The 18996-nt window shown below is 39.0% G+C and carries 14 protein-coding genes and 2 pseudogenes; 6 read left to right on the top strand and 10 right to left on the bottom strand.

Annotation, left to right across the window (positions count from 1 at the left end):
• Positions 1-108 precede the first annotated feature (108 nt).
• From B4U84_RS06625 to B4U84_RS06610, 4 genes and pseudogenes are all read right to left on the bottom strand, one after another.
• Positions 109-1230: an ABC transporter permease gene (locus B4U84_RS06625; RefSeq protein WP_131116298.1), complete on the bottom strand. Its 1122-nt coding sequence runs from the start codon at positions 1228-1230 to the stop codon at positions 109-111.
• A 283-nt stretch (positions 1231-1513) separates the two neighbouring features.
• Positions 1514-2620 carry an ABC transporter permease gene (locus B4U84_RS06620; protein WP_131116295.1) on the bottom strand — a complete coding sequence of 369 codons (1107 nt, stop codon included), beginning with the start codon at positions 2618-2620 and terminating at the stop codon, positions 1514-1516.
• A gap of 33 nt (positions 2621-2653) precedes the next feature.
• Positions 2654-3316: a methyltransferase domain-containing protein gene (locus B4U84_RS06615; protein ID WP_044450666.1), complete on the bottom strand. Its 663-nt coding sequence runs from the start codon at positions 3314-3316 to the stop codon at positions 2654-2656.
• A gap of 109 nt (positions 3317-3425) precedes the next feature.
• A pseudogene (locus B4U84_RS06610) lies at positions 3426-4079 on the bottom strand (AAA family ATPase); the annotation flags it as partial.
• 81 nt (positions 4080-4160) lie between these two features.
• On the opposite strand from B4U84_RS06610, the pseudogene B4U84_RS06605 reads away from it, so the two are divergent.
• A pseudogene (locus B4U84_RS06605) lies at positions 4161-4989 on the top strand (IS982 family transposase).
• 263 nt (positions 4990-5252) lie between these two features.
• Here the strand turns inward: B4U84_RS06605 and B4U84_RS06600 are convergent.
• Both B4U84_RS06600 and B4U84_RS06595 read right to left on the bottom strand, forming a co-directional pair.
• Positions 5253-5528, bottom strand: a complete 276-nt coding sequence (locus B4U84_RS06600; protein ID WP_044450662.1) for a hypothetical protein — start codon at positions 5526-5528, stop codon at positions 5253-5255.
• Positions 5529-5611: 83 nt separating this feature from the next.
• Positions 5612-6691, bottom strand: coding sequence for a WD40 repeat domain-containing protein (locus B4U84_RS06595; protein ID WP_131116292.1), 1080 nt, complete (start codon positions 6689-6691; stop codon positions 5612-5614).
• A 310-nt stretch (positions 6692-7001) separates the two neighbouring features.
• Between B4U84_RS06595 and B4U84_RS31485 the strand changes: the two genes are divergently transcribed.
• Positions 7002-7316 carry a hypothetical protein gene (locus tag B4U84_RS31485; protein ID WP_017309143.1) on the top strand — a complete coding sequence of 105 codons (315 nt, stop codon included), beginning with the start codon at positions 7002-7004 and terminating at the stop codon, positions 7314-7316.
• A 141-nt stretch (positions 7317-7457) separates the two neighbouring features.
• On the opposite strand, the gene tftA is transcribed toward B4U84_RS31485, so the two are convergent.
• A complete protein-coding gene (gene tftA / locus B4U84_RS06585) occupies positions 7458-8807 on the bottom strand; it encodes a hormogonium tapered terminus morphoprotein TftA (protein ID WP_044450659.1) in 1350 nt (449 codons plus the stop codon).
• 255 nt (positions 8808-9062) lie between these two features.
• On the opposite strand from tftA, the gene dnaG reads away from it, so the two are divergent.
• The gene (dnaG, locus tag B4U84_RS06580; protein WP_131116289.1) at positions 9063-10994 is read left to right on the top strand and encodes a DNA primase; all 1932 of its coding nucleotides are present in this window, start codon (positions 9063-9065) and stop codon (positions 10992-10994) included.
• An 8-nt stretch (positions 10995-11002) separates the two neighbouring features.
• Here the strand turns inward: dnaG and B4U84_RS06575 are convergent, their stop codons facing one another.
• The 3 genes from B4U84_RS06575 to mnmH all read right to left on the bottom strand — a co-directional run bounded on the left by B4U84_RS06575 (position 11003) and on the right by mnmH (position 15900).
• Complete coding sequence (locus B4U84_RS06575; RefSeq protein WP_131116287.1) at positions 11003-11401, bottom strand: helix-turn-helix domain-containing protein; 399 nt, start codon at positions 11399-11401, stop codon at positions 11003-11005.
• 148 nt (positions 11402-11549) lie between these two features.
• Positions 11550-14459 carry a zinc-dependent metalloprotease gene (locus tag B4U84_RS06570; RefSeq protein WP_026081755.1) on the bottom strand — a complete coding sequence of 970 codons (2910 nt, stop codon included), beginning with the start codon at positions 14457-14459 and terminating at the stop codon, positions 11550-11552.
• A gap of 391 nt (positions 14460-14850) precedes the next feature.
• Positions 14851-15900: a tRNA 2-selenouridine(34) synthase MnmH gene (gene mnmH / locus B4U84_RS06565; protein ID WP_017309149.1), complete on the bottom strand. Its 1050-nt coding sequence runs from the start codon at positions 15898-15900 to the stop codon at positions 14851-14853.
• A gap of 198 nt (positions 15901-16098) precedes the next feature.
• Here mnmH and B4U84_RS06560 point away from each other — a divergent pair, with 198 nt between their 5' ends.
• The 3 genes from B4U84_RS06560 to B4U84_RS06550 all read left to right on the top strand — a co-directional run bounded on the left by B4U84_RS06560 (position 16099) and on the right by B4U84_RS06550 (position 18792).
• Positions 16099-16557, top strand: coding sequence for a M67 family metallopeptidase (locus B4U84_RS06560; protein WP_131116283.1), 459 nt, complete (start codon positions 16099-16101; stop codon positions 16555-16557).
• Between the two features lie 80 nt (positions 16558-16637).
• On the top strand, positions 16638-17810 hold the full coding sequence (moeB, locus tag B4U84_RS06555; RefSeq protein WP_017309151.1) for a molybdopterin-synthase adenylyltransferase MoeB: 1173 nt from the start codon (positions 16638-16640) through the stop codon (positions 17808-17810).
• Between the two features lie 613 nt (positions 17811-18423).
• Positions 18424-18792 carry a hypothetical protein gene (locus B4U84_RS06550; RefSeq protein WP_131116280.1) on the top strand — a complete coding sequence of 123 codons (369 nt, stop codon included), beginning with the start codon at positions 18424-18426 and terminating at the stop codon, positions 18790-18792.
• Positions 18793-18996 lie beyond the last annotated feature (204 nt).

The following is an 18996-nucleotide window of genomic DNA, read 5'->3' as shown; positions in this document are numbered from 1 at the left end:
AGAAAGTAAATAACCCTAAAATCCTTACCAATGACCAATGACCAATGACCAATGACGACCCCAACGAGTACCAGACGTACCATGGCACGTCTGGAACATTTGTACCAACTAACTTAACTGACTGCGAAATCTCTTTACACTGATTGTCATCAACACCACAGCAAAACCAACTAATGCTAAAACATTCATCCAGAGGACATCAAAACCTACTCCTTTGAGTAAAATTCCTCGAACAATGGTAATGTAATGACGTAAAGGGTTGAGTAAAGATAGGTATTGAAAAAAAGGTGGCATTGCTTCGATGGGAGCGATCGCACCGGAAGTTTGTACTAATGGCATATTGATAAAAAAGGATGTGAGTAACACTTGCTGTTGCGATCGCGAGATCGTTGCTAACATCATTCCCAAACTAATCCCTACAAATACATACACAGCGGATAAGGCAAAAAACAGCAACAAATTACCACGAAATGGCAAATTAAAAACTACTAATCCTAACGTCAAAGCTAGTAAAACATCTGCCATCATCAAAACCACCAAAGGGACAATTTTTGCGATTAAAATTTCCCAGTTTCCCGCAGGTGTCATCAACAATTGTTCTAAAGTTCCTGTATCTTTCTCTCTAATTACTGTTGTTGCTGATACCAATGTCCCGATTAATGTCAACACTAAACCCATAACTCCAGGAACAAAAAACCAGCTACTTGTTAACCCAGGATTGTAGAGAAACACTACTTGGGGTGACACAACTAGACTGGCTTGAGCATTTACTAATCGGCGATTGTATTGTTGAATAATTTGATTAATAGAATTGCCAGCAATCCCTGCTGTATTGGCATTTACTCCATCAATAAAAACTTGAATATTGGCTGATTTATTTGCTAACTGACGCGGGAATTCTGGTGGAATAATTACACCGACGTCTAATTTTCCTTCTTCTACTTGACGATCTAATTCTTTTTCACTTTTGGGAACTGATTCTAAGATAAAAACACGATTGGAAGTCATAGCTGTGACTAATTCTCGACTTGCTTCCACATTGGCGTAATCAATCACACCCAACCGTAAATTATGAACTTCAGGATCAAGCGCTGTACCATAGAGTAACAATTGCACGGTTGGAGGTACAATTAACAATATAATTAACTGTTTATTACGCAGAATTTGCCAAAACTCTTTACGTACTAATGCCCAAAAAGGAGTTTCAAATAATCTAAGAATAAATTTCATATCAAAATCAAAAATTGAGTTTTTTTAGAGAAAATATTTATATAGCAATCCTAATTGAATTGTGAGAAAATACGGAATCCCAGATCCCTGACTTCGCATGAGTTGTCGGGGATCTTGCCTCTCACGAATGATTTAGGATTGCTATAGTTGCTGATAGGTTTGATTGGAGATTTTAGCCTTCACGTTAATTTTGAGCAGTCGCGGGTATTCATATCCCCGACTTCTTAAACAAGTTGGGTATCTATAACCTCTCACCCTGGAATGCGATGAACCACTAGTGATATTAATCTGATAATTGCATTCGACTTAAAATTCGACGGGCGACGTTAAAAAATATTAATCCCAATATAGTCAGCATAACTAAATCGAACCAAACACCAGCCCATCCTGTCCCGCGTACAAAAGCATCACGAGTGATACCAATATAATAACGAGCCGGAACAATATTAGGAACTAGGGAAAGTGGAAAAGGAATATTATTGAGTGGATAGATAAAACCAGAGAGTAATAAAGCAGTAATAAATCCAATTAAAGAAACACCTTGGACAGCTGCATTTTGATTACTGCTACGTACTCCTAATAACAAACCAAACAATACACTATCGGCAATAAATATAATAGAGCCAATGATTAAAGTTGTAGGATCGCTGACTAAGCCAACTTGAAAAATAATTGAACCAAGTATCATTGCGATTAATGCTTCAGTGATGCCAATCAACAGGTATGCTAGTCCTTTACCAAGTAGTAATTCAGTGGCGCTAATACTAGAAGTATAGACTTGCAAGATTGTACCTTTTTCCTTTTCTCGCACCATGGCGATCGCACTTAGCAAAGAGGGAAAAATCCACAATACAACTGCATAAGTTCCTGGCACAATATACAATGATTCCAATCGACCAGGATTAAACCAGAGGCGCATTTTGGGAGTGATGCTACTAGTTGCGGGTAGCAATCCTTGATCGCGTATGAAAAAATTGGTTACTTGTTCAATGCTATTTTTGATTACACGAGCATTGTTGACATCAGTAGCATCGATTAATACTTGAATTTGAGTATTTTTACTGCCTTGAATATCTCGACTAAATTCGGGAGGAATAATCACCGCTGCTTTAGCTATACCCCGATCAATTGCATCCTGTACCGGATCAGTACCAGACCATTTGTGGGGTATAAACTGATTTGTGGCATACAACCGCTCAATATAGCTGTTACTAAGATGAGTATGGTCAAAATCCTGAACAACTAAGGGAATATCCTTACTTTCCAAGCGAATTGCAAATCCAAAAATCAACAGCGTGAGGAATGGTAGTAAAAATGCTAACGCTAAAGTTAGGCGATCGCGACGAAATTGAACTAATTCTTTAATACATTGAGCGAAAATTCTTTTCATTATGGATCGCAAAAAACATTTCAACAAACCTGCTCAATCAGGTAAAGGCTTGATGTAAAAGTTAAATACATGTCCAAATTTCTGTTTGTCTGATTTATCAGGTACTGAATATTGTACAGTAGATAGCGGGCTGAAAAGGTAAGGTTCAAACTGTTGTAAACTTTGACATTCTTCGATGACAGGAAAAGGCTTGTGAGCAGGAATATCATTCCATCCAAATACTAAAATTCCTCCTGGGCGTAAGCATTGAAAACATTGCTGGAATGAATTTTCAGTATCTTCTCTGCTATTAATACCCCATCCGAAAACCCCGTTATAAACGATCACATCAAAATAATCATTAGGAAAATGATTGCTTAGATTTAAAAACGAATCAACTATATGATTTTTAGACCCATATTTTTTTCTAGATTCATCAATTTCTATAGTCCAGTATTCTTTATTCTTAAAGTAGCCATTGTAAGGTTTAGTAAACCAATCACAACCAACGAAAAGGATTTTATGAAATTCTCTGTGGGCAACAAAATAAGGGATGATACTCTCTTCTAGTACATAGCGGTCAGGGGTGTTTAAATGTAAACTAAACCCCCGTATCCGACTCACTGAAATTTTATAAAGTAAACTTTGAATCTTGTAAGATAGGGGTTTTGGGAGGACTGTTTTGACAAGTGTCTTTAGTTGTACAGTTAACAGCATTATTATTTAGTGAGATCTAAAAATTAGTAACATATTTGACTCTTATTTTAACAATGCTAATATGTGATTGGTAACTGCAAGTTAAGAATTTATTAACTGATGGCTCGCATCAAATCTGCGCTCGTTGCACAATCCCAATAAATGCATCTTCTAATGAGAAAGGAATCGGGCGAAGGGATTTTATACTCAAGTTGGCAGAGTGGAGAAGTTGACGGATTTTGGTTAGTTCTGCGTCAGGGTGATCAAGAACTATATGCAAACCATTGGCAAAAATAGAAACCCGCCAAGAATCTAAGTGTTGTTTGAGTAACTTGGAGGCGGATTGATTATTATTCACAACAATTTCTATTAATTGTCCAGGTTGAGAAGCTTTGATTGAACTTGGAGAACCTTCCGTTACAGTTTCACCCGCTACCATAAAACTCATGCGGTTACATTGTTCAGCTTCTTCTAAATAATGGGTTGTAACTAATATAGCTGTACCATTGCGGGCAAAGTCGTTAATTAGTTTCCAAAATTGACGACGTGCAAGTGGGTCTACTCCCGATGTCGGCTCATCCAAAAATAAAATATCAGGTTCGTGCATCACTGATGCACCGAAAGCAACCCGTTGCTTCCAACCACCTGGTAACTGTCCAGTCAGCATTTTTTCCTGTCCCTTTAGCCCACAGGTAGCAATTACCCAATCTATTTTTTCTCGGCGCAATTTGTGAGGAACGCCATAAACGCCACTGTAAAATTCTAGGTTTTCTATTAACCCAAGTTGCTAGTTATTCAAACAGGCGATCGCTAAAAGCACTTAAAGCAATAAAATCCCCTCCAGAGACAAATATGGGAGGGGTATATGCTAAATGAAACAATTGCTGTCTATGCTATCATTGACGACTTATTAAAGGCGATTGGGCATGACGAAGGCTGCCGTCGAAATATGAGTGATGCAGAAATTATTACAACGGTAATAATCGCCGCGATGTTCTTTAACGGTAATCATAGTCAAGCTTGCGGTTATATGAAAGACCACAACTTGATACCACATATATATGTTAGAAAAGTCACGCTTCAACCGACGATTACACAGTATATCAATGTTGATGAATGATATGTTTCATCAAGTGGGAATGATACTGAAAGAAATGAGTGATTGTACTGAATATCTTTTAGACTCTTTTCCTGTACCCATCTGTGATAATATTCGGATCTTTAATGTCAAGTTAATTAAATCTGAAGAGTACAGAGGCTATATTGCATCGAAAAAACGTTATTTTTATGGAGTTAGAGTTCAGTTATTAACGACCAAAACTGGTATTCCAGTGGAATTTGTTTTTATGCCTGGTAGTGCTTCTGATGTGCGAGCATTGAACGCCTTACCGTTAAATTTACCACCAGGCAGCGAAGTATATACTGATGCTGCATACACTGATTATACTGCCGAAGATGACCTCGAAGAAACTAGCAAAATATCCTTGAAAGTCATGAGGAAAAAAAATTCCAAGCGTCAAGATGAACCGTGGAATCAGTATATCAAGCAACATATTAGGCATTACATTGAAACAGTGTTTAGTAGCATCACTTGTGTGTTTCCAAAATCAATCCACGTATGTACTTGGCAAGGGTTTATACTTAAGTTGGAAGCATTTATTTTTGCATTTACCCTGAAACAAGCATTTCTATAGTAAGCAATTATTAATACCTGAAACCGCTTCATTACACTGCTTGTAATGATTGCTCGAAATCGTGGTTGCGCGTAGCGCAACCGCCAATTTGTCATTGGCGATCGCACTAATTTCTGGATCAGAAGCACCCGGATTTTGATAACCCGCAACTTGGGTTAATAGTTTAATGAGTCTGGTGTTGGCACGACAAAAAATAAGGAGTTATGAACCGATTCATAACTCCCCAGGCTGTTTGACAATACTTAATAGTGCTTTTAAAAAACTTACAGTAGATCAGCTAGTGAAAGTTTGCCTTCCATCTGAAGTTTAGCTTGCACACAGGTAGCACAACTGCAACCAAGTTGATCAATGATCGATTGAGAATCAGTAGATGAGTTGGGTGCAACCAATTGGTGAACAGGTTGTGCAGATAGCAATGTGATCTGTTGTGTGATAGCAGGTGCAGCCTGGAGAGGAGATGCAGCCGCTGGATTTACTACCACCAGCATAGAAGCAAAAACTACAGGAAAAGCAAGTAAAATTAGTTTGATTATGTTCATAAATTGATAAAAAAACCCTATAAAAATATAACATACCTAGCCTTTACTGACTTATCATGAATAATGATGGTCCTAATTTGGTGTTAATCTCGTCCAAAACCTTGACCGCGTGATGTTTTTGCCCAAATAAATAATTCACCTTCTTTACCACCAGCAGCTAATAGCTTACCTTGGGGATGCCAAGCTAAACATGAAAAGCCATTGGATGCACCTGTGAGAATTTGCGATACTTGTTTGGCTTTTTTCCACAGACAAACCCAGCCATCAGATCCCGCAGAGGCGAGAAGAAAACTTTTTGGTGCAAAGGCGATCGCATTAATGATATCTACATGATTAGTTAATACAGTGGCTTCCCAACCTAAAGACTCATCCAGGGACTTTTGCCAAACGACAATACCATCAACACTACAGCAAGCCAATATCGGTACACCATTTTGATCGCCAACACTAGACCAAGCAATTTCACGAATTTTACCAGGAAAACCCCGCATCACCCAAGGCTGAGGATCATTACCAGAAACTAATAACTGACTTTCAACTACAGTGATCGTCCGATCCATGTTACCAGAAGCCAGATATTTGCCATCAGGCGACCATGCCATAGCAAGACTGACAGAAGGTATTTCTAGGCTGTATGGTTCTTGATTCCAATCTCGGCAATCCCATATTTTTATACCCTGATGACCACCGATAGCTAAGTATTTTCCGTCACTACGCCAATCAATACCCAATGTTGATGAAGACTCAAAATTGAGAATGACAACAATCTCACGAGTATCAGCATTCCATATTTGCACACGCCGCCCCAAGCTAAAAGCTAAATGGTGAGTCTTGGGACTCCAAGCTAGTTGATCAACCCAAGCCGGAGCATTTTCTAAAGTAGCAATTAATTCAGTTCCTTGCCAGATTTTTACTTGACCATCTTGTCCAGCAGCAGCTAAAAATTGCCCATCATGAGAAAAAGCAAGGCAGTCAACAGAACTATCATTGCCAGTTTGCAAACTTGTTAACTCGTCATCTTGCCAAAGTGCGACTTCTCCAGCAGCAGAAGCCACAGCAAGTATTGTACCTTGAGGCGACCAAGCGATCGCAGTTACATAATCTGAAAGCGTCCCAGAAAAGTTTTGGTCAAATTCTTTGGAATCGACAGTTGAGGGTTTCATAGTAAAGTTCTGAATGAGGAATTGGTAATAGAGGTGAGGTTTTGTAATTGATTGAGTTGAAAATCACTACAAATCTTAAGCTCAGTTAAGATAAGTAAGTCAGTCTTAATAAACATAACTGAGTTAGGAAAAGTAAACATATCTAAAAGTACAGACGCGGTTAATCGCTACCAATGACAAATGACAATCTCAACTAGTTAGCTTTATGTGTACCCACTTACTTATAACAATCATTTGATTTTGAAAAATTTTCTAGGATGAGTAATACCACCCTAAAAAATTTATTTATACTTAAATTATACTTATCATCATGCAAATTAAATATTTATCAGTTTGGATCATTTTTGGTCTAATACTAATACTTTTTTTCTCTGTCACATCTCCTGTTCAAGCTTCCGTCTGTCGAAATTTGCAGGGACACCAAATTTGTATTATTAGTATTAAACGTAGTGCTAAGAATTATTGGGAATACAGGGCAATTGTCAGTGTAAATGGAATCAAAAGACCCCTAGAAGTTTACAACTGCCGTGATCAAAATAAAGTTGAAGAAGATGGAACTATTGTGCCATTTAATGATGTTGATCCTGGTAGATTGATCTGTAGATATTTTCAAAATAAAAGCTAAATAATTTTCTTCTAGTTAAGTCAATGAAAATAAATATAGCGTGAAACACGAAAAGTAAACATACCTGAAAATCCTACCAATAACCAATGACAAATAACAAATAACTATCCCAACTAATTAACTTTATTTGTGCCGACTTACTTACATCAATCCTGCTGATTCATACAAACGTTTGAGCATCGCTATTATCTTGTCACCATAATTTAAATCTGCTGACCATCGCCCTGATAATTGACCTAGTAAGGGAGCAATTCCACGGGTGACAAAACGAAATCTTGGGTCTACTACATCCTGTACCAGAGGTTCTAAACTAGCGTAAGCTTTCAAGTGTTGAATATGCGCTCTCACACCTATTCTGGCACTTTCAAAACTTGCAGCCTCGCTACCTCCGCCAATTGTCCCTAAACCTGCAAAGTTATTTTGTTCTAATTTAATATCACCACCAAAGCGTAAAAAACCTGTTTCTACACACATTTGGCAGAAAGCAATATCATAGTTAACCCCTTCGATTGCGGCTTCTTCCCGATAGAGTTTGCCGATATCAGGAAACTTGACTAAGGCATTTTCATTGTTATTTTTGAGAAATATTTGTAGCTGCACTTCTGAAGCATTACCATGAGACATGATTTTGTCAACTTGACCGGAGCAAATTACTAAGTTGGAACGTAAAGTGACGGTACGACTGGTACTATCCCAATTGATAGAAATATGAAATTCTCGTAATTCAATAGCTTTAACATAAACAACTCGACGATAGGTAATCCGGCGGACATTGGGTGATTTTGAGAGATCAATTTGTAAGCGATCTGCTAAGTCAATTGGGATGTAAGCATTACCATCAACGAGTATTCCTTGTTCAGAATATTTTTGTCCATTAATGTTAATATTAATTGCTGAATAAGTTGGTTCACCGGTTTCTGAACCAGGGTCAACAGTACGACTCCAAGCAGCGACTCCATCAGCTATACCCACAGCAAAATCACGACGGCGGTTTTGTAGTAAACCACGATCTTCTGGATTACTTAAAAAACCAACTTGCATTAACAAAGCAGGCGCTTGTGTCTGGCGACAAAATGCTAAACTACCCATACCCGAATTTGTATCTGGTTTTACTCCTCGGTTAGGTAATTGCGTAACGCGGCGTAGTAACCCCATTAATACTAATTCTGCATTGCTTTTGCGTTCATTATTGTTGGCAATATAAAAAACACTAGCCCCACGCACAGAAGGACTACTAGCAGCGTCAGCGTGAATTTCCAAAGCGACATCACCACGACGAACACGAGAATTGATCCAGTCTATAGTTTGCTTGGCACTCAAGTCATCAGGAACTGATAACACTTCAAAACTGCGTGACCTTAATTCTGTCAAAATTAAATCACGCAACAAAATCATTTCTCTGGCTTCTGTTGTACCTCCAGCCATCGAACCTGGATCAATTCCAGCCGTTTCTTTGCCTCCGTGAGCTGCGGAAAGAAAAACACGTCCCATTTTCAGTATTTCCTCTTATAAAATCTCAGTATAAGTAATTGAATACATCATTATTGGCTTGGGAACAAGAATATAATAGCGATCAGGGATTGGGGATTGGGGATCGGGGATCGGGGACAAAACAATTCAAAATACCCCACGGGAAGACTTGCGCCTACAAAATTAAGAATTTTTTGACTTTTGATTTTTGATTTGTCTAGCCCTTTCCCCTTTCCCCGATCCCCTTTCCCCTTTCCCCTTTCCCCGATCCCCAATATGTACACTCCCCGCCTACACCCAGATACTATAGAGGAAATTAAACAACGGGCTGACATTTATGATGTCATTTCGGAACACGTTGTTCTACGCAGGCGTGGTAAAGATTTTGTGGGTTTATGTCCTTTCCACGATGAAAAATCCCCCAGTTTTACCGTCAGTCCTACAAAGCAAATATATTACTGTTTTGGCTGTCAAGCGGGGGGGAATGCAATCAAGTTTCTCATGGACTTGCATAAGCATTCTTTTGCAGAAGTGGTACTGGATTTGGCGCGACGTTACCAAGTTCCTGTGCAAACTCTGGAACCAGAGCAAAGACAGGAATTACAAAGACAATTATCAGAACGATCGCAACTTTACGAAATTCTCGCTTCTACTGCCCAATTTTATCAACATGCCCTTAGACAACCCCAAGGACAAGTCGCCCTTGAGTATCTGCAACAAAAACGCCAATTGCAAGACGAGACAATTGTACAATTTAACTTGGGTTATGCTCCTGCGGCTTGGGAAACTCTCTATCGTTATTTAGTGGAAGATAAACGCTATCCGGTACAGTTGGTGGAGAAAGCCGGATTAATTAAACCCCGCAAAGAAAGCAGTGGGTATTATGATGTGTTTCGCGATCGCCTCATGATTCCGATTCACGATGTTATGGGGCGGGTGATTGCTTTTGGCGGTAGAACTCTGGGAGATGAACAACCGAAGTATCTTAATTCACCAGAAACTGAATTATTTAGTAAGGGTAAAACTTTATTTGCTCTTGACAAAGCCAAAGCTGGGATTTCCCAAATTGATCAAGCTGTGGTGGTGGAAGGATATTTTGATGCGATCGCTCTTCATGCGGCGGGAATTAATCACGCTGTTGCTTCTTTGGGTACTGCCCTCAGTATAGACCAAGTACGGTTATTATTACGCTACACCGACTCGAAACAACTCATACTCAACTTTGACGCCGATAAAGCTGGTAATATCGCCGCCGAAAGAGCGATTGGAGAAATTGCACAACTGGCGTACAAGGGCGAAGTACAACTAAAAATTCTCAATTTACCCGATGGTAAAGACGCCGATGAATATTTACATACCCATACATCCGCAGATTATCAACAACTGTTAGCGAATGCACCTTTGTGGTTAAATTGGCAAATTCAGCAAATCACCAAAGATCGGGACTTAAAACAAGCTACAGATTTTCAGCAAGTCTCGCAGCAATTAGTTAAATTACTCAAAAATATTACTAATATTGATACGCTTAATTATTATGTTTCTTATTGTGCAGAAATTTTAGCTTTAGGAGACGCCAGACTAGTACCCTTGCGAGTCGAAAATCTTTTGACTCAAGTTGCGCCGCAAAATAATATCAGAAGTATAGCGCGATCGCACTACAGACAAAACCAAGATTTATCAACACAAACAAATAAAAAAACTTCTGTCACTTCAGAAAAAACTCTACTAGAACAAGCAGAAGCATTATTACTGCGAATATATCTCCATTGTCCCGAACAACGCCAAGCCATCAACGATGCTTTAGAAGAACGAGATTTGCAATTTAGTCTTTCTCACCATCGGTTTTTGTGGCGACAAATTTTAGAACTTGCATCTGATAACTTAGAAGATGATTTAATCTCAACGGTACAAGACAAATGCTTGGAATTTTCTGAAGAAATGACGTTAGTTTCCCATCTATTTCAACTCAATGAAAAAAATGAGAAAGAAATATTACGTACTCCCCATGTCGTTCAAGCAACTACTGCTTGTATGGAGAAGGTAATGCGTGAAAAACGCTCTCGTCATTTTAAGGAAATGTGGCTGCAAACAGATCAAGAGATCGAACCTGATAAATATAAATTCTATGGTGAAGCTTTTCAAGCTGAAGAGCTACTACTTAAGGAATTAGATAAACAACGGCAGTTTTCTTTAACTGATTTGTTGTAATGTTGTACTTAGATGAATAGGCTAGGTGATACTTTGAAATAATCACCAAGGGCTTTGGCTTGTGCCTTACTGATCGAACGTTTACCATTCACAACTTCCGACACTACACCACTTGAGCCAATAATACCTACTAAATCAACTTGACGAGTTTCACTGGCTTCCATAATGTGTTGGAGAATTTCATGAGGCGCAGATTCATCCATCGGATAATTTTGCGTTTCATATGCTTCAACCAATATTACTAGTAACTTGTGTAAGATTTGCTCTTCAATCGTGCGATTCTTCTTAAAAGTTAGCCGTTCTACTACTTGCAAAACACGTTCGTACTCTTGTTCTGTCTCAATTGCTGTAGGAGTAACCTCCGCCAAGAGATTGCGATAAGCATTTTGATCAAAAGTAAGGGTCATTTTTCCATTTACCTTTATCGTAATCAGCGTGTGTTATTTTGTCGCGATCGCACAACACACAACAATGTATTTTTCTTGGTGTCTTTGTGTCTTTGTGGTTAAAAAATAATTATTAAAACACAAAGACACTAAGAGCAAATATGGCTTTCTAATTTCCCTGCAAAGGTGCATCCAAAACTTTCTTGATGCGATCGCGTGTCTCTAGTAAATGTGCTTTGGTATATTCGTCACCACCACGCACGTTATCTAGTTTTTCAGATAGTTGTTTCAGCTTATACCAAGCTAAAGTCCTAGCATCTTCTGGAACTTCTTGTTTTCGCAACACCATTTCATTGAGAGTTTCCACGTATCGGCGCTGTAAGCCTCGACGTAAGCTAGAAATCTCGATGGTTTTGCCTTGGGGTTTTAATACTTCTGTCCAAATCCCATTTTGTAGAGTATTAAATAATTCAGGTAAGCTCAGGGAATTTTCGGTTTTATTTTTGTATTCCATGTCTTTGAGGCGGGAGAGGCGATCGCCTGAAAGCAAGTCCCACAATACCAGACTTTGCATGAACAATACCCAGTCATGAATCGGATAGTCTAAGCGACCGATACGGGGACTACTACCCCAATGTCGCCAACGGGATGGGGCTAATTTATTCAACAAATCTGATGAGAAGTTAAAAGCATTTTCGGCAAAGACATACTTTTGTAAAAGCGCTAATGCTTGCCGTTGTTTTTCTAATGGTACTGCTTGAAAGGGTAGTTTTCTTTGTTTATCATCAGGATGAACTCGATAAAATGACTGTCCACCAATATATTTTGTTGTGTAGAAAATATTTTGGAAATAATTTCCCAATACTGTACCAAACTGTTCTCTGACATCGCTATAGCTATCACCATTGACAGGACCACGCTGATTGAGACGATCCCACATAATCCGAGCATTTTCTAACTGCCATTGAGAATAAACTAAGACATTGTTGCTGTTATCCCAAGCGTCAGCAGTCGGATCTAAATCGTACATATCTTCATCTGTAGCATAGGTCAATTCTGGCTGGTTTGATTTTTCGGCAATTTCATTCAAAAAGGGTTTTTCAGCTGTGGGGGTTGCTGCTGAAAATTGAGTGTAGCCGTATTGAATTGCCCAATCATCATAAGGCCCGACCATGTTAGGAAAATAATCTCCTTGTTTTTGACCTTTGGGAGCAATATTTGGGGGTATATAATCCATTACAGATGAAACTAGCCCTTTGTTGCGGGTGATATCTGTATTGTTCAGTTGTTCTGGTGTCAGCATCGTGCTACCACGGAAATTGTGCCGTAACCCCAGAGTATGTCCGACTTCGTGAGCAATAATTAACCTTAAATATTGATGGATATAATTTTTCACTTGGTCAGTAGTAGGAGGTGTTTCTTGGAGAAGTGACATTGCTATAGAACCAAAAGCAAATTGGTTAGCAGCTTCCATACCGTAACAAAGGTCATACTCTCCAGCTAGTTTCGATAAGTGTTTGGCAAATAGCTTTGATTTGATTGGGTTTTTGTTTGCTTCTAAACCATTGGTACAAAGCAAGCGATTTTGCATTAATGCTGTTAAGGAAGTTCTATTTTGTTGTTCGTTGGGTTGGATAATTTGACGATACTCGTTTTTCAAGGCGCGGACAAAACTCGCATCTACTAAAATTGTGGCGTTTAATATTTCTCCTGTGAGTGGATTGACGCGGGAAGGTCCCATGGCAAAATATCCATCTACGGTGTTAATCCAGCGAATTGTGTTGTAACGGATATCCGCAGCGTCCCATTTGGCATTATCGGGCATTTGTTTGACTTGAATAGCATCTTTAAATCCAGCTGCTTCAAAGGCTTTGTTCCACATCAAGACGCCTTCAGTAATGGCGGTGCGGTATTCTAGGGGTACGGCGTTATCAATCCAAAAGACTATTGGTTCTTTGGGGGGAGAAATAGAGGCGTTGGGGTCTTGTTTTTCTAAATGCCAACGGTTAATGTAGCGGACAAACGGTTCTTTGCGTTCATCGTTGGATAAGTCTTGGTAAGCGGTGAGAAAATAACCGATGCGATCGTCTGCTAGGCGGGGTTGGTAATTATTATTTGGGAGTTGAGAAAGACTGTAGTGAACCCGTAAGGTAAAGCCACGGCTATCTGGTACGGTAATGAAGCTTTGTGTTTCTTCATCTTCGTCATCCTCGCTACTACCAGAAAAATTCATTACAGATTCGATTTCGACATTTTCCGGGAAAGCTTTGGCGTTACCAAAATAAGATTCATCTGCACTTCCTGGTAATCCCAAACTTGAGGTTAACCCCGCTATATCTGTCAGTAGCAAATCACTGAGGTCGATTAAAATTGATTTGCTTTGGGGATGAATGCTTTTGATGTCTAGAGAATAGAGAACCGAGTCACTAAATGACCGTGCTAGCGATCGCGCTTGGGGATCTCCTTCACGAGTACGAAAATTGACGTTGCGGACAACAAAGTTTAATTTATCATTGACGCGATCGAAATAAAACAAAAAATCTTGCAAAGGCATACCACTGTAGATACCAGCTTCACCAATACCTGATTCTAAGGTTGCTGTGGCGATAAAATTTTTCTTTAGTTGCTCTGGTTTAATCTCTAGATATATCTTATTGTCTTCTTTGTTGCGGTAAATAGTAAATAAACCTTGCTGTTTTCGAGTATTCTTGATGACTGTGTTAAAGTCTTCCAATTCTTCTTTTTTTGATGGTTTGGAAGTAGAATCGGGTTTTTCATCTGGCTTATCTTTACCAGAGTTCTGTGATTCTTTCGCGAGCAGTAAAAAAGGCTGCTGCTCAATTTTATGAGTATTTTTTACCCAAATGAAAGATTGACGCTGTGATTGTTGATTGTTTTGGATCACCCATACCTTGGATAAAGGTAAACCAGAAGACATTGGCATAGCAATTTTACCAGATACAGAGATTTTCTCTCTCTCCTGATTTTCCGCTTCCACAGCTAGTGTCTTGGCGCTAACGATGATTATTCCTAAAAACAAGCTAGGTAAAGCAACAACATAATAAATTAGTCTCTTCATCCAAAAGTTCCTGGCTTCGTTCATAATCTCAGTTTTAATACTTGCAAGGCAAAATGTCCTTACTACTATTGGCTGACTTGCTACGGTCTATAAAAAATATTCTCCAGTGAAAACTTAGCCTTTGCTATTTAGTACTATTTAACCGCCCGCAAGTCAACTGCACGGCTCATAAGCTAAGTCTACTAAAAGTAGACTGAATCAATAACCTCTTCAACCTACTTGAAGTGGGTTTTTGCTATGAGCCAGCTATTTATTTGAGGGCTAGGTATTGGGCGAATTCAATCCATCCAACTCACGTTTTTTATCAGGCAAAATATCCCCGATTTTTTAGAAAAGCCGGGGATCTTCCCAAAGCGCAGCTATAAAATAAAATTGCGATTTCAATCGTAGACTACCACAAGCTTAAATCTAACAATGCGTGTATACTCTCATCAGATAAATCGTAGAGATATCGCATTTCTTTGAAATTACTAAAATTTCGTTGAATAGACTTACGATAGGTTGGATCGTAGTGATTAGATAAAATATCTCTGATCAATAATTCCCATTTTTCAGCATCTATTAATTGATACCATTGATTTACTTTTTCCCAGCCATAGCGGTCTTTGAGTTTTTCCAATTTTGCTTTTAAGATTTCAGGATATTCTACAAAGTGGGAATACTTTTGTAAAAGAAATTTGACTCTGGCTGTGAGTGGTAGTTGAATATCTACACAACAAGCCTGTTTCATTTTCTCCCACAAAGACTTCGGTAAATAGACTTTACCTATTTTTCTACTTTCTGATTCTATCCAAACTGGCTCCTTAGGATTAAAGCTTTGAAGTTGTTGCAATAGTAGGGATTCAAAGTACTTTTGGGTAGGCTGGGGTGAAAGTTTATCTTGCCATTCTTCACCAAAAACAGAACCACGATGTTGAGCCAAATTTTCTAAATCTAATACTTGAGTGCCGCGCTCACGCATTTGCCTTAAAATATAAGTTTTACCACTACCAGTTAAACCACACAGTATTTTGTAGGTAAATTTTTTGGGTAATTCTTCTATTTGTTGTCGCACATAAGCACGATAAGTTTTGTAGCCACCTTCAAGTAAGGTTACGCGCCAACCAATTTGACCAAGTACTAAAGCCATACTTAAAGAAGGCTGTCCACCGCGCCAGCAATACACAAGAGGATGATAGCTTTTTTCTTTCTTGGCAAAATGTTGAGTGATATGCTCAGAGATATTTTTGGTTACCAAAGCTGCACCAATTTTTCTGGCTTGAAATGTGTTTATTTGTTTGTATATAGTTCCTATTTCTGTGCGTTCGGAATTATTTAGTACAGGTAAATTGATTGCACCAGGAATGTGATCTTCGCTAAATTCTCTGGGAGAGCGAACATCAATAATTTCAGTGTAGGTTTCTGTCTGAGGTTGTTGAGTGTATGTAGGTAAAGGTGGCATGTGATTAAGATATTATAAATAATTGCTTGAAAATAAGGTTTATTCTCCTGATTGTAATAAATAGCGTCAGATCTCATAAACACCTTAACGTAGTTATTGAGTCCACGTGTGGCGGAAGTCCCGATCTTCAAGGTATTCCTAAGATGGGGATTGTGAGCGGGTCACCGAATTTTTGGTAAACGTCTACGCCCGTACAGTATGATTAAACTTACTCCCCAAAATTTACAAACCATCTACAGTCACGCTGAAACTACTTATCCAGAAGAGTGCTGTGGAATTATTTTTGGTCATCGTGGCGATGATGGTAAAACTGTAATAGAAATTAAGCCCACAGAAAATGTTTGGAGTGCTGAAGCAGCACTGGATTTTCCTGATGATCAAATCATATATGAGAAGAAGCGCAGGTATGCGATCGCACCCCAAGTCATGTTACAAGCACAAAAAGCAGCACGGACACGTTCTATCGATATAATAGGTATTTATCATTCTCATCCTGATTATCCAGCAATTCCCTCAGAATTTGACCGACAGTGTGCTTGGCAAGAATACTCATACATTATTGTTTCTGTGCAGAATGGCAAAGCTGCTGAGATCAACAGCTGGTGTCTTGATGATCACCACCAATTCCAACCAGAAACAATTGAAAAGTTATTTTAAAAACCACTGAAGATACAAACACACAAAGGGTATCGTTTTTGGGTAGGATAAAAAGTCCGCGCTTCCTCATCTAAACTGCTATGCTAAATCCGAATTTGGATGAAATCCAGCTGACGAAAGACGATTACGAACGCTACTCTCGACATTTAATTTTGCCGGAAGTAGGATTAGAAGGTCAAAAGCGTCTCAAAGCTGCTAGTGTATTGTGTATTGGTACAGGTGGACTAGGTTCACCGTTACTTTTATATCTAGCAGCGGCGGGTATTGGACGCATCGGTATTGTTGATTTCGATGTTGTTGATACTTCCAACCTCCAACGTCAGGTGATTCACGGTACTTCTTGGGTGGGTAAACCCAAGATTGCATCAGCCAAGAATCGCATTCTCGAAATTAACCCCTATTGTCAGGTTGATCTTTACGAAACTCGTCTGAGTTCCGAAAACGCCCTCGATATTGTTAAACCTTATGATGTTGTCGTTGATGGAACTGATAATTTTCCAACGCGATATCTTGTCAACGATGCTTGTGTATTGTTAGATAAACCCAACGTCTACGGTTCGATTTTCCGTTTTGAAGGTCAAGCAACGGTATTTAACTACGAGGGTGGACCTAATTACCGTGATTTGTATCCAGAACCCCCACCACCAGGAATGGTTCCCTCTTGTGCAGAAGGTGGTGTCTTGGGAATTTTACCGGGAATGATTGGTGTCATCCAGGCAACCGAAACCGTTAAAATTATTATGGGTCAAGGCAATACTTTAAGTGGACGCTTACTGCTGTACAATGCCTTAGAAATGAAATTCCGCGAATTGAAATTGCGTCCCAACCCGATACGTCCAGTAATTGAAAAGTTGATAGATTACGAACAATTCTGCGGTATTCCACAAGCGCAAGCAGAGGAGGCGAAACAGCAAATGGAACTTTCCGAAATGACTGTGCAAGAATTGAAGCAGTTGTTGGATAGCGGTAGTGACAATTTTGTACTGCTGGATGTCCGCAACCCACATGAATATGAAATTGCTAAGATTCCTGGTTCTGTATTAATACCTTTACCCGATATCGAAAATGGTAGTGGTGTAGACAAAGTTCAGGAATTAGTCAACGGTCATCGCTTAATTGTCCATTGTAAGTCGGGTATGCGTTCTGCAAAAGCTTTGGGAATTCTCAAGCAAGCAGGAATTGACGGAACAAACGTCAAGGGTGGTATTCTGGCTTGGAGTAAGGAAATTGATCCATCTGTACCCACATACTAAATATAATAGATCCTCGATTTTTTAGAGGAGACAGCTGGCAAATCAGGGGTGACCCAAACAATTCAAAATTCAAAATTCAAAAGCCAGAATCCTTGTAGAGACGCGAAATTACCCTGCGGGAACGCTAAAAGCGAACACGTCTCTACATTCTTTTTCACGCCTATGTCTATTGACGAAAATTATCACCTTTGTGAAAAATTTTTCATCTTCATAAGAAAAATTCAAGCATTTTTAACAAACGTTTGAATCTTTTCTATATATCAATGAGTCTTTATAAGAAACGTTAAAGCATTTTTAACAAACGTTTGAATCTTTTCTATAGCTCAATAAATATTCAAAACCACAACTCAATTTCAACTGACATTGTGACCAAGAAGACGCAAAGACGCGGAGCGCCACACCTCTGAATATCTCCGCTCCCACACAACTTACCCTCTCGAATTTCAGCAAATCTACTTATATTTATTCTTTGCACTAATTTGAATCTTCTAAAAGTTCTGTAGCTTCACTCAGGTTAATGCATCTTTTCTTACGTATTTTGATGATATGTAGCAAACTCCGTGTGAAACACAATCAGAGTTATCTAGATTAAATTCATCAAAAGGAAAACTTTATGGCACAACGGAAACGAAACTCAGTTGCACTAAGTAAAGCTGAAAGACGAGTTGCAGGATTGCAAGCGATTGATCCTAATTTAGATTTGGGTAATCGTTTGTCAATCATTACCTACAAAAGCATGATTAATGAGTTACGAGAAAAGCTAAACGCCTATAATCAAGCACGAGTAATGATGGAGATGGCGAAAAATGCATTAAAAGAAGCAGAAGTTGTGTTAAACAGTTATTCTGAGCATATGCTACTGGGTGTTGCGTGTCGCTATGGTAAAGATAGTCATCAGTATGAAATGGCTGGTGGAAAGCGCAGGTCAAAACGACGAACAACACGTTCTGTGACCAAGAAACCGACGGTATCTGTGGAATGATTGTTTATCTTTGCTATTCCTATCAGCTAATACCATTTCACAAAAAATCTGATACAAATACAGATCCGTAGAGACGCGATATATCGCGTCTGGTACAAAATTTATATGTATCGCGATTAACGTGAAATGGTATAAGGATTTAAACCCTTAGCTGATAGCATAAGTCGTCTTCAGACGACTTCATAAAATTTTTTGAGCAAAATA

The organism is Westiellopsis prolifica IICB1 (assembly GCF_004323185.1).
In the GTDB taxonomy this organism is placed as follows: Bacteria; Cyanobacteriota; Cyanobacteriia; order Cyanobacteriales; family Nostocaceae; genus Pelatocladus; species Pelatocladus prolificus_A.
This window is presented reverse-complemented; position numbering and strand designations above follow the sequence as displayed.

Coding starts and splice junctions, on each gene's coding strand:
- B4U84_RS06625 (WP_131116298.1), bottom strand. CDS start 1,230: ATGAAATTTATTCTTAGATTATTTGAAACTCCTTTTTGGGCATTAGTA.
- B4U84_RS06620 (WP_131116295.1), bottom strand. CDS start 2,620: ATGAAAAGAATTTTCGCTCAATGTATTAAAGAATTAGTTCAATTTCGT.
- B4U84_RS06615 (WP_044450666.1), bottom strand. CDS start 3,316: ATGCTGTTAACTGTACAACTAAAGACACTTGTCAAAACAGTCCTCCCA.
- B4U84_RS06600 (WP_044450662.1), bottom strand. CDS start 5,528: ATGAACATAATCAAACTAATTTTACTTGCTTTTCCTGTAGTTTTTGCT.
- B4U84_RS06595 (WP_131116292.1), bottom strand. CDS start 6,691: ATGAAACCCTCAACTGTCGATTCCAAAGAATTTGACCAAAACTTTTCT.
- B4U84_RS31485 (WP_017309143.1), top strand. CDS start 7,002: ATGCAAATTAAATATTTATCAGTTTGGATCATTTTTGGTCTAATACTA.
- tftA (WP_044450659.1), bottom strand. CDS start 8,807: ATGGGACGTGTTTTTCTTTCCGCAGCTCACGGAGGCAAAGAAACGGCT.
- dnaG (WP_131116289.1), top strand. CDS start 9,063: ATGTACACTCCCCGCCTACACCCAGATACTATAGAGGAAATTAAACAA.
- B4U84_RS06575 (WP_131116287.1), bottom strand. CDS start 11,401: ATGACCCTTACTTTTGATCAAAATGCTTATCGCAATCTCTTGGCGGAG.
- B4U84_RS06570 (WP_026081755.1), bottom strand. CDS start 14,459: ATGAAGAGACTAATTTATTATGTTGTTGCTTTACCTAGCTTGTTTTTA.
- mnmH (WP_017309149.1), bottom strand. CDS start 15,900: ATGCCACCTTTACCTACATACACTCAACAACCTCAGACAGAAACCTAC.
- B4U84_RS06560 (WP_131116283.1), top strand. CDS start 16,099: ATGATTAAACTTACTCCCCAAAATTTACAAACCATCTACAGTCACGCT.
- moeB (WP_017309151.1), top strand. CDS start 16,638: ATGCTAAATCCGAATTTGGATGAAATCCAGCTGACGAAAGACGATTAC.
- B4U84_RS06550 (WP_131116280.1), top strand. CDS start 18,424: ATGGCACAACGGAAACGAAACTCAGTTGCACTAAGTAAAGCTGAAAGA.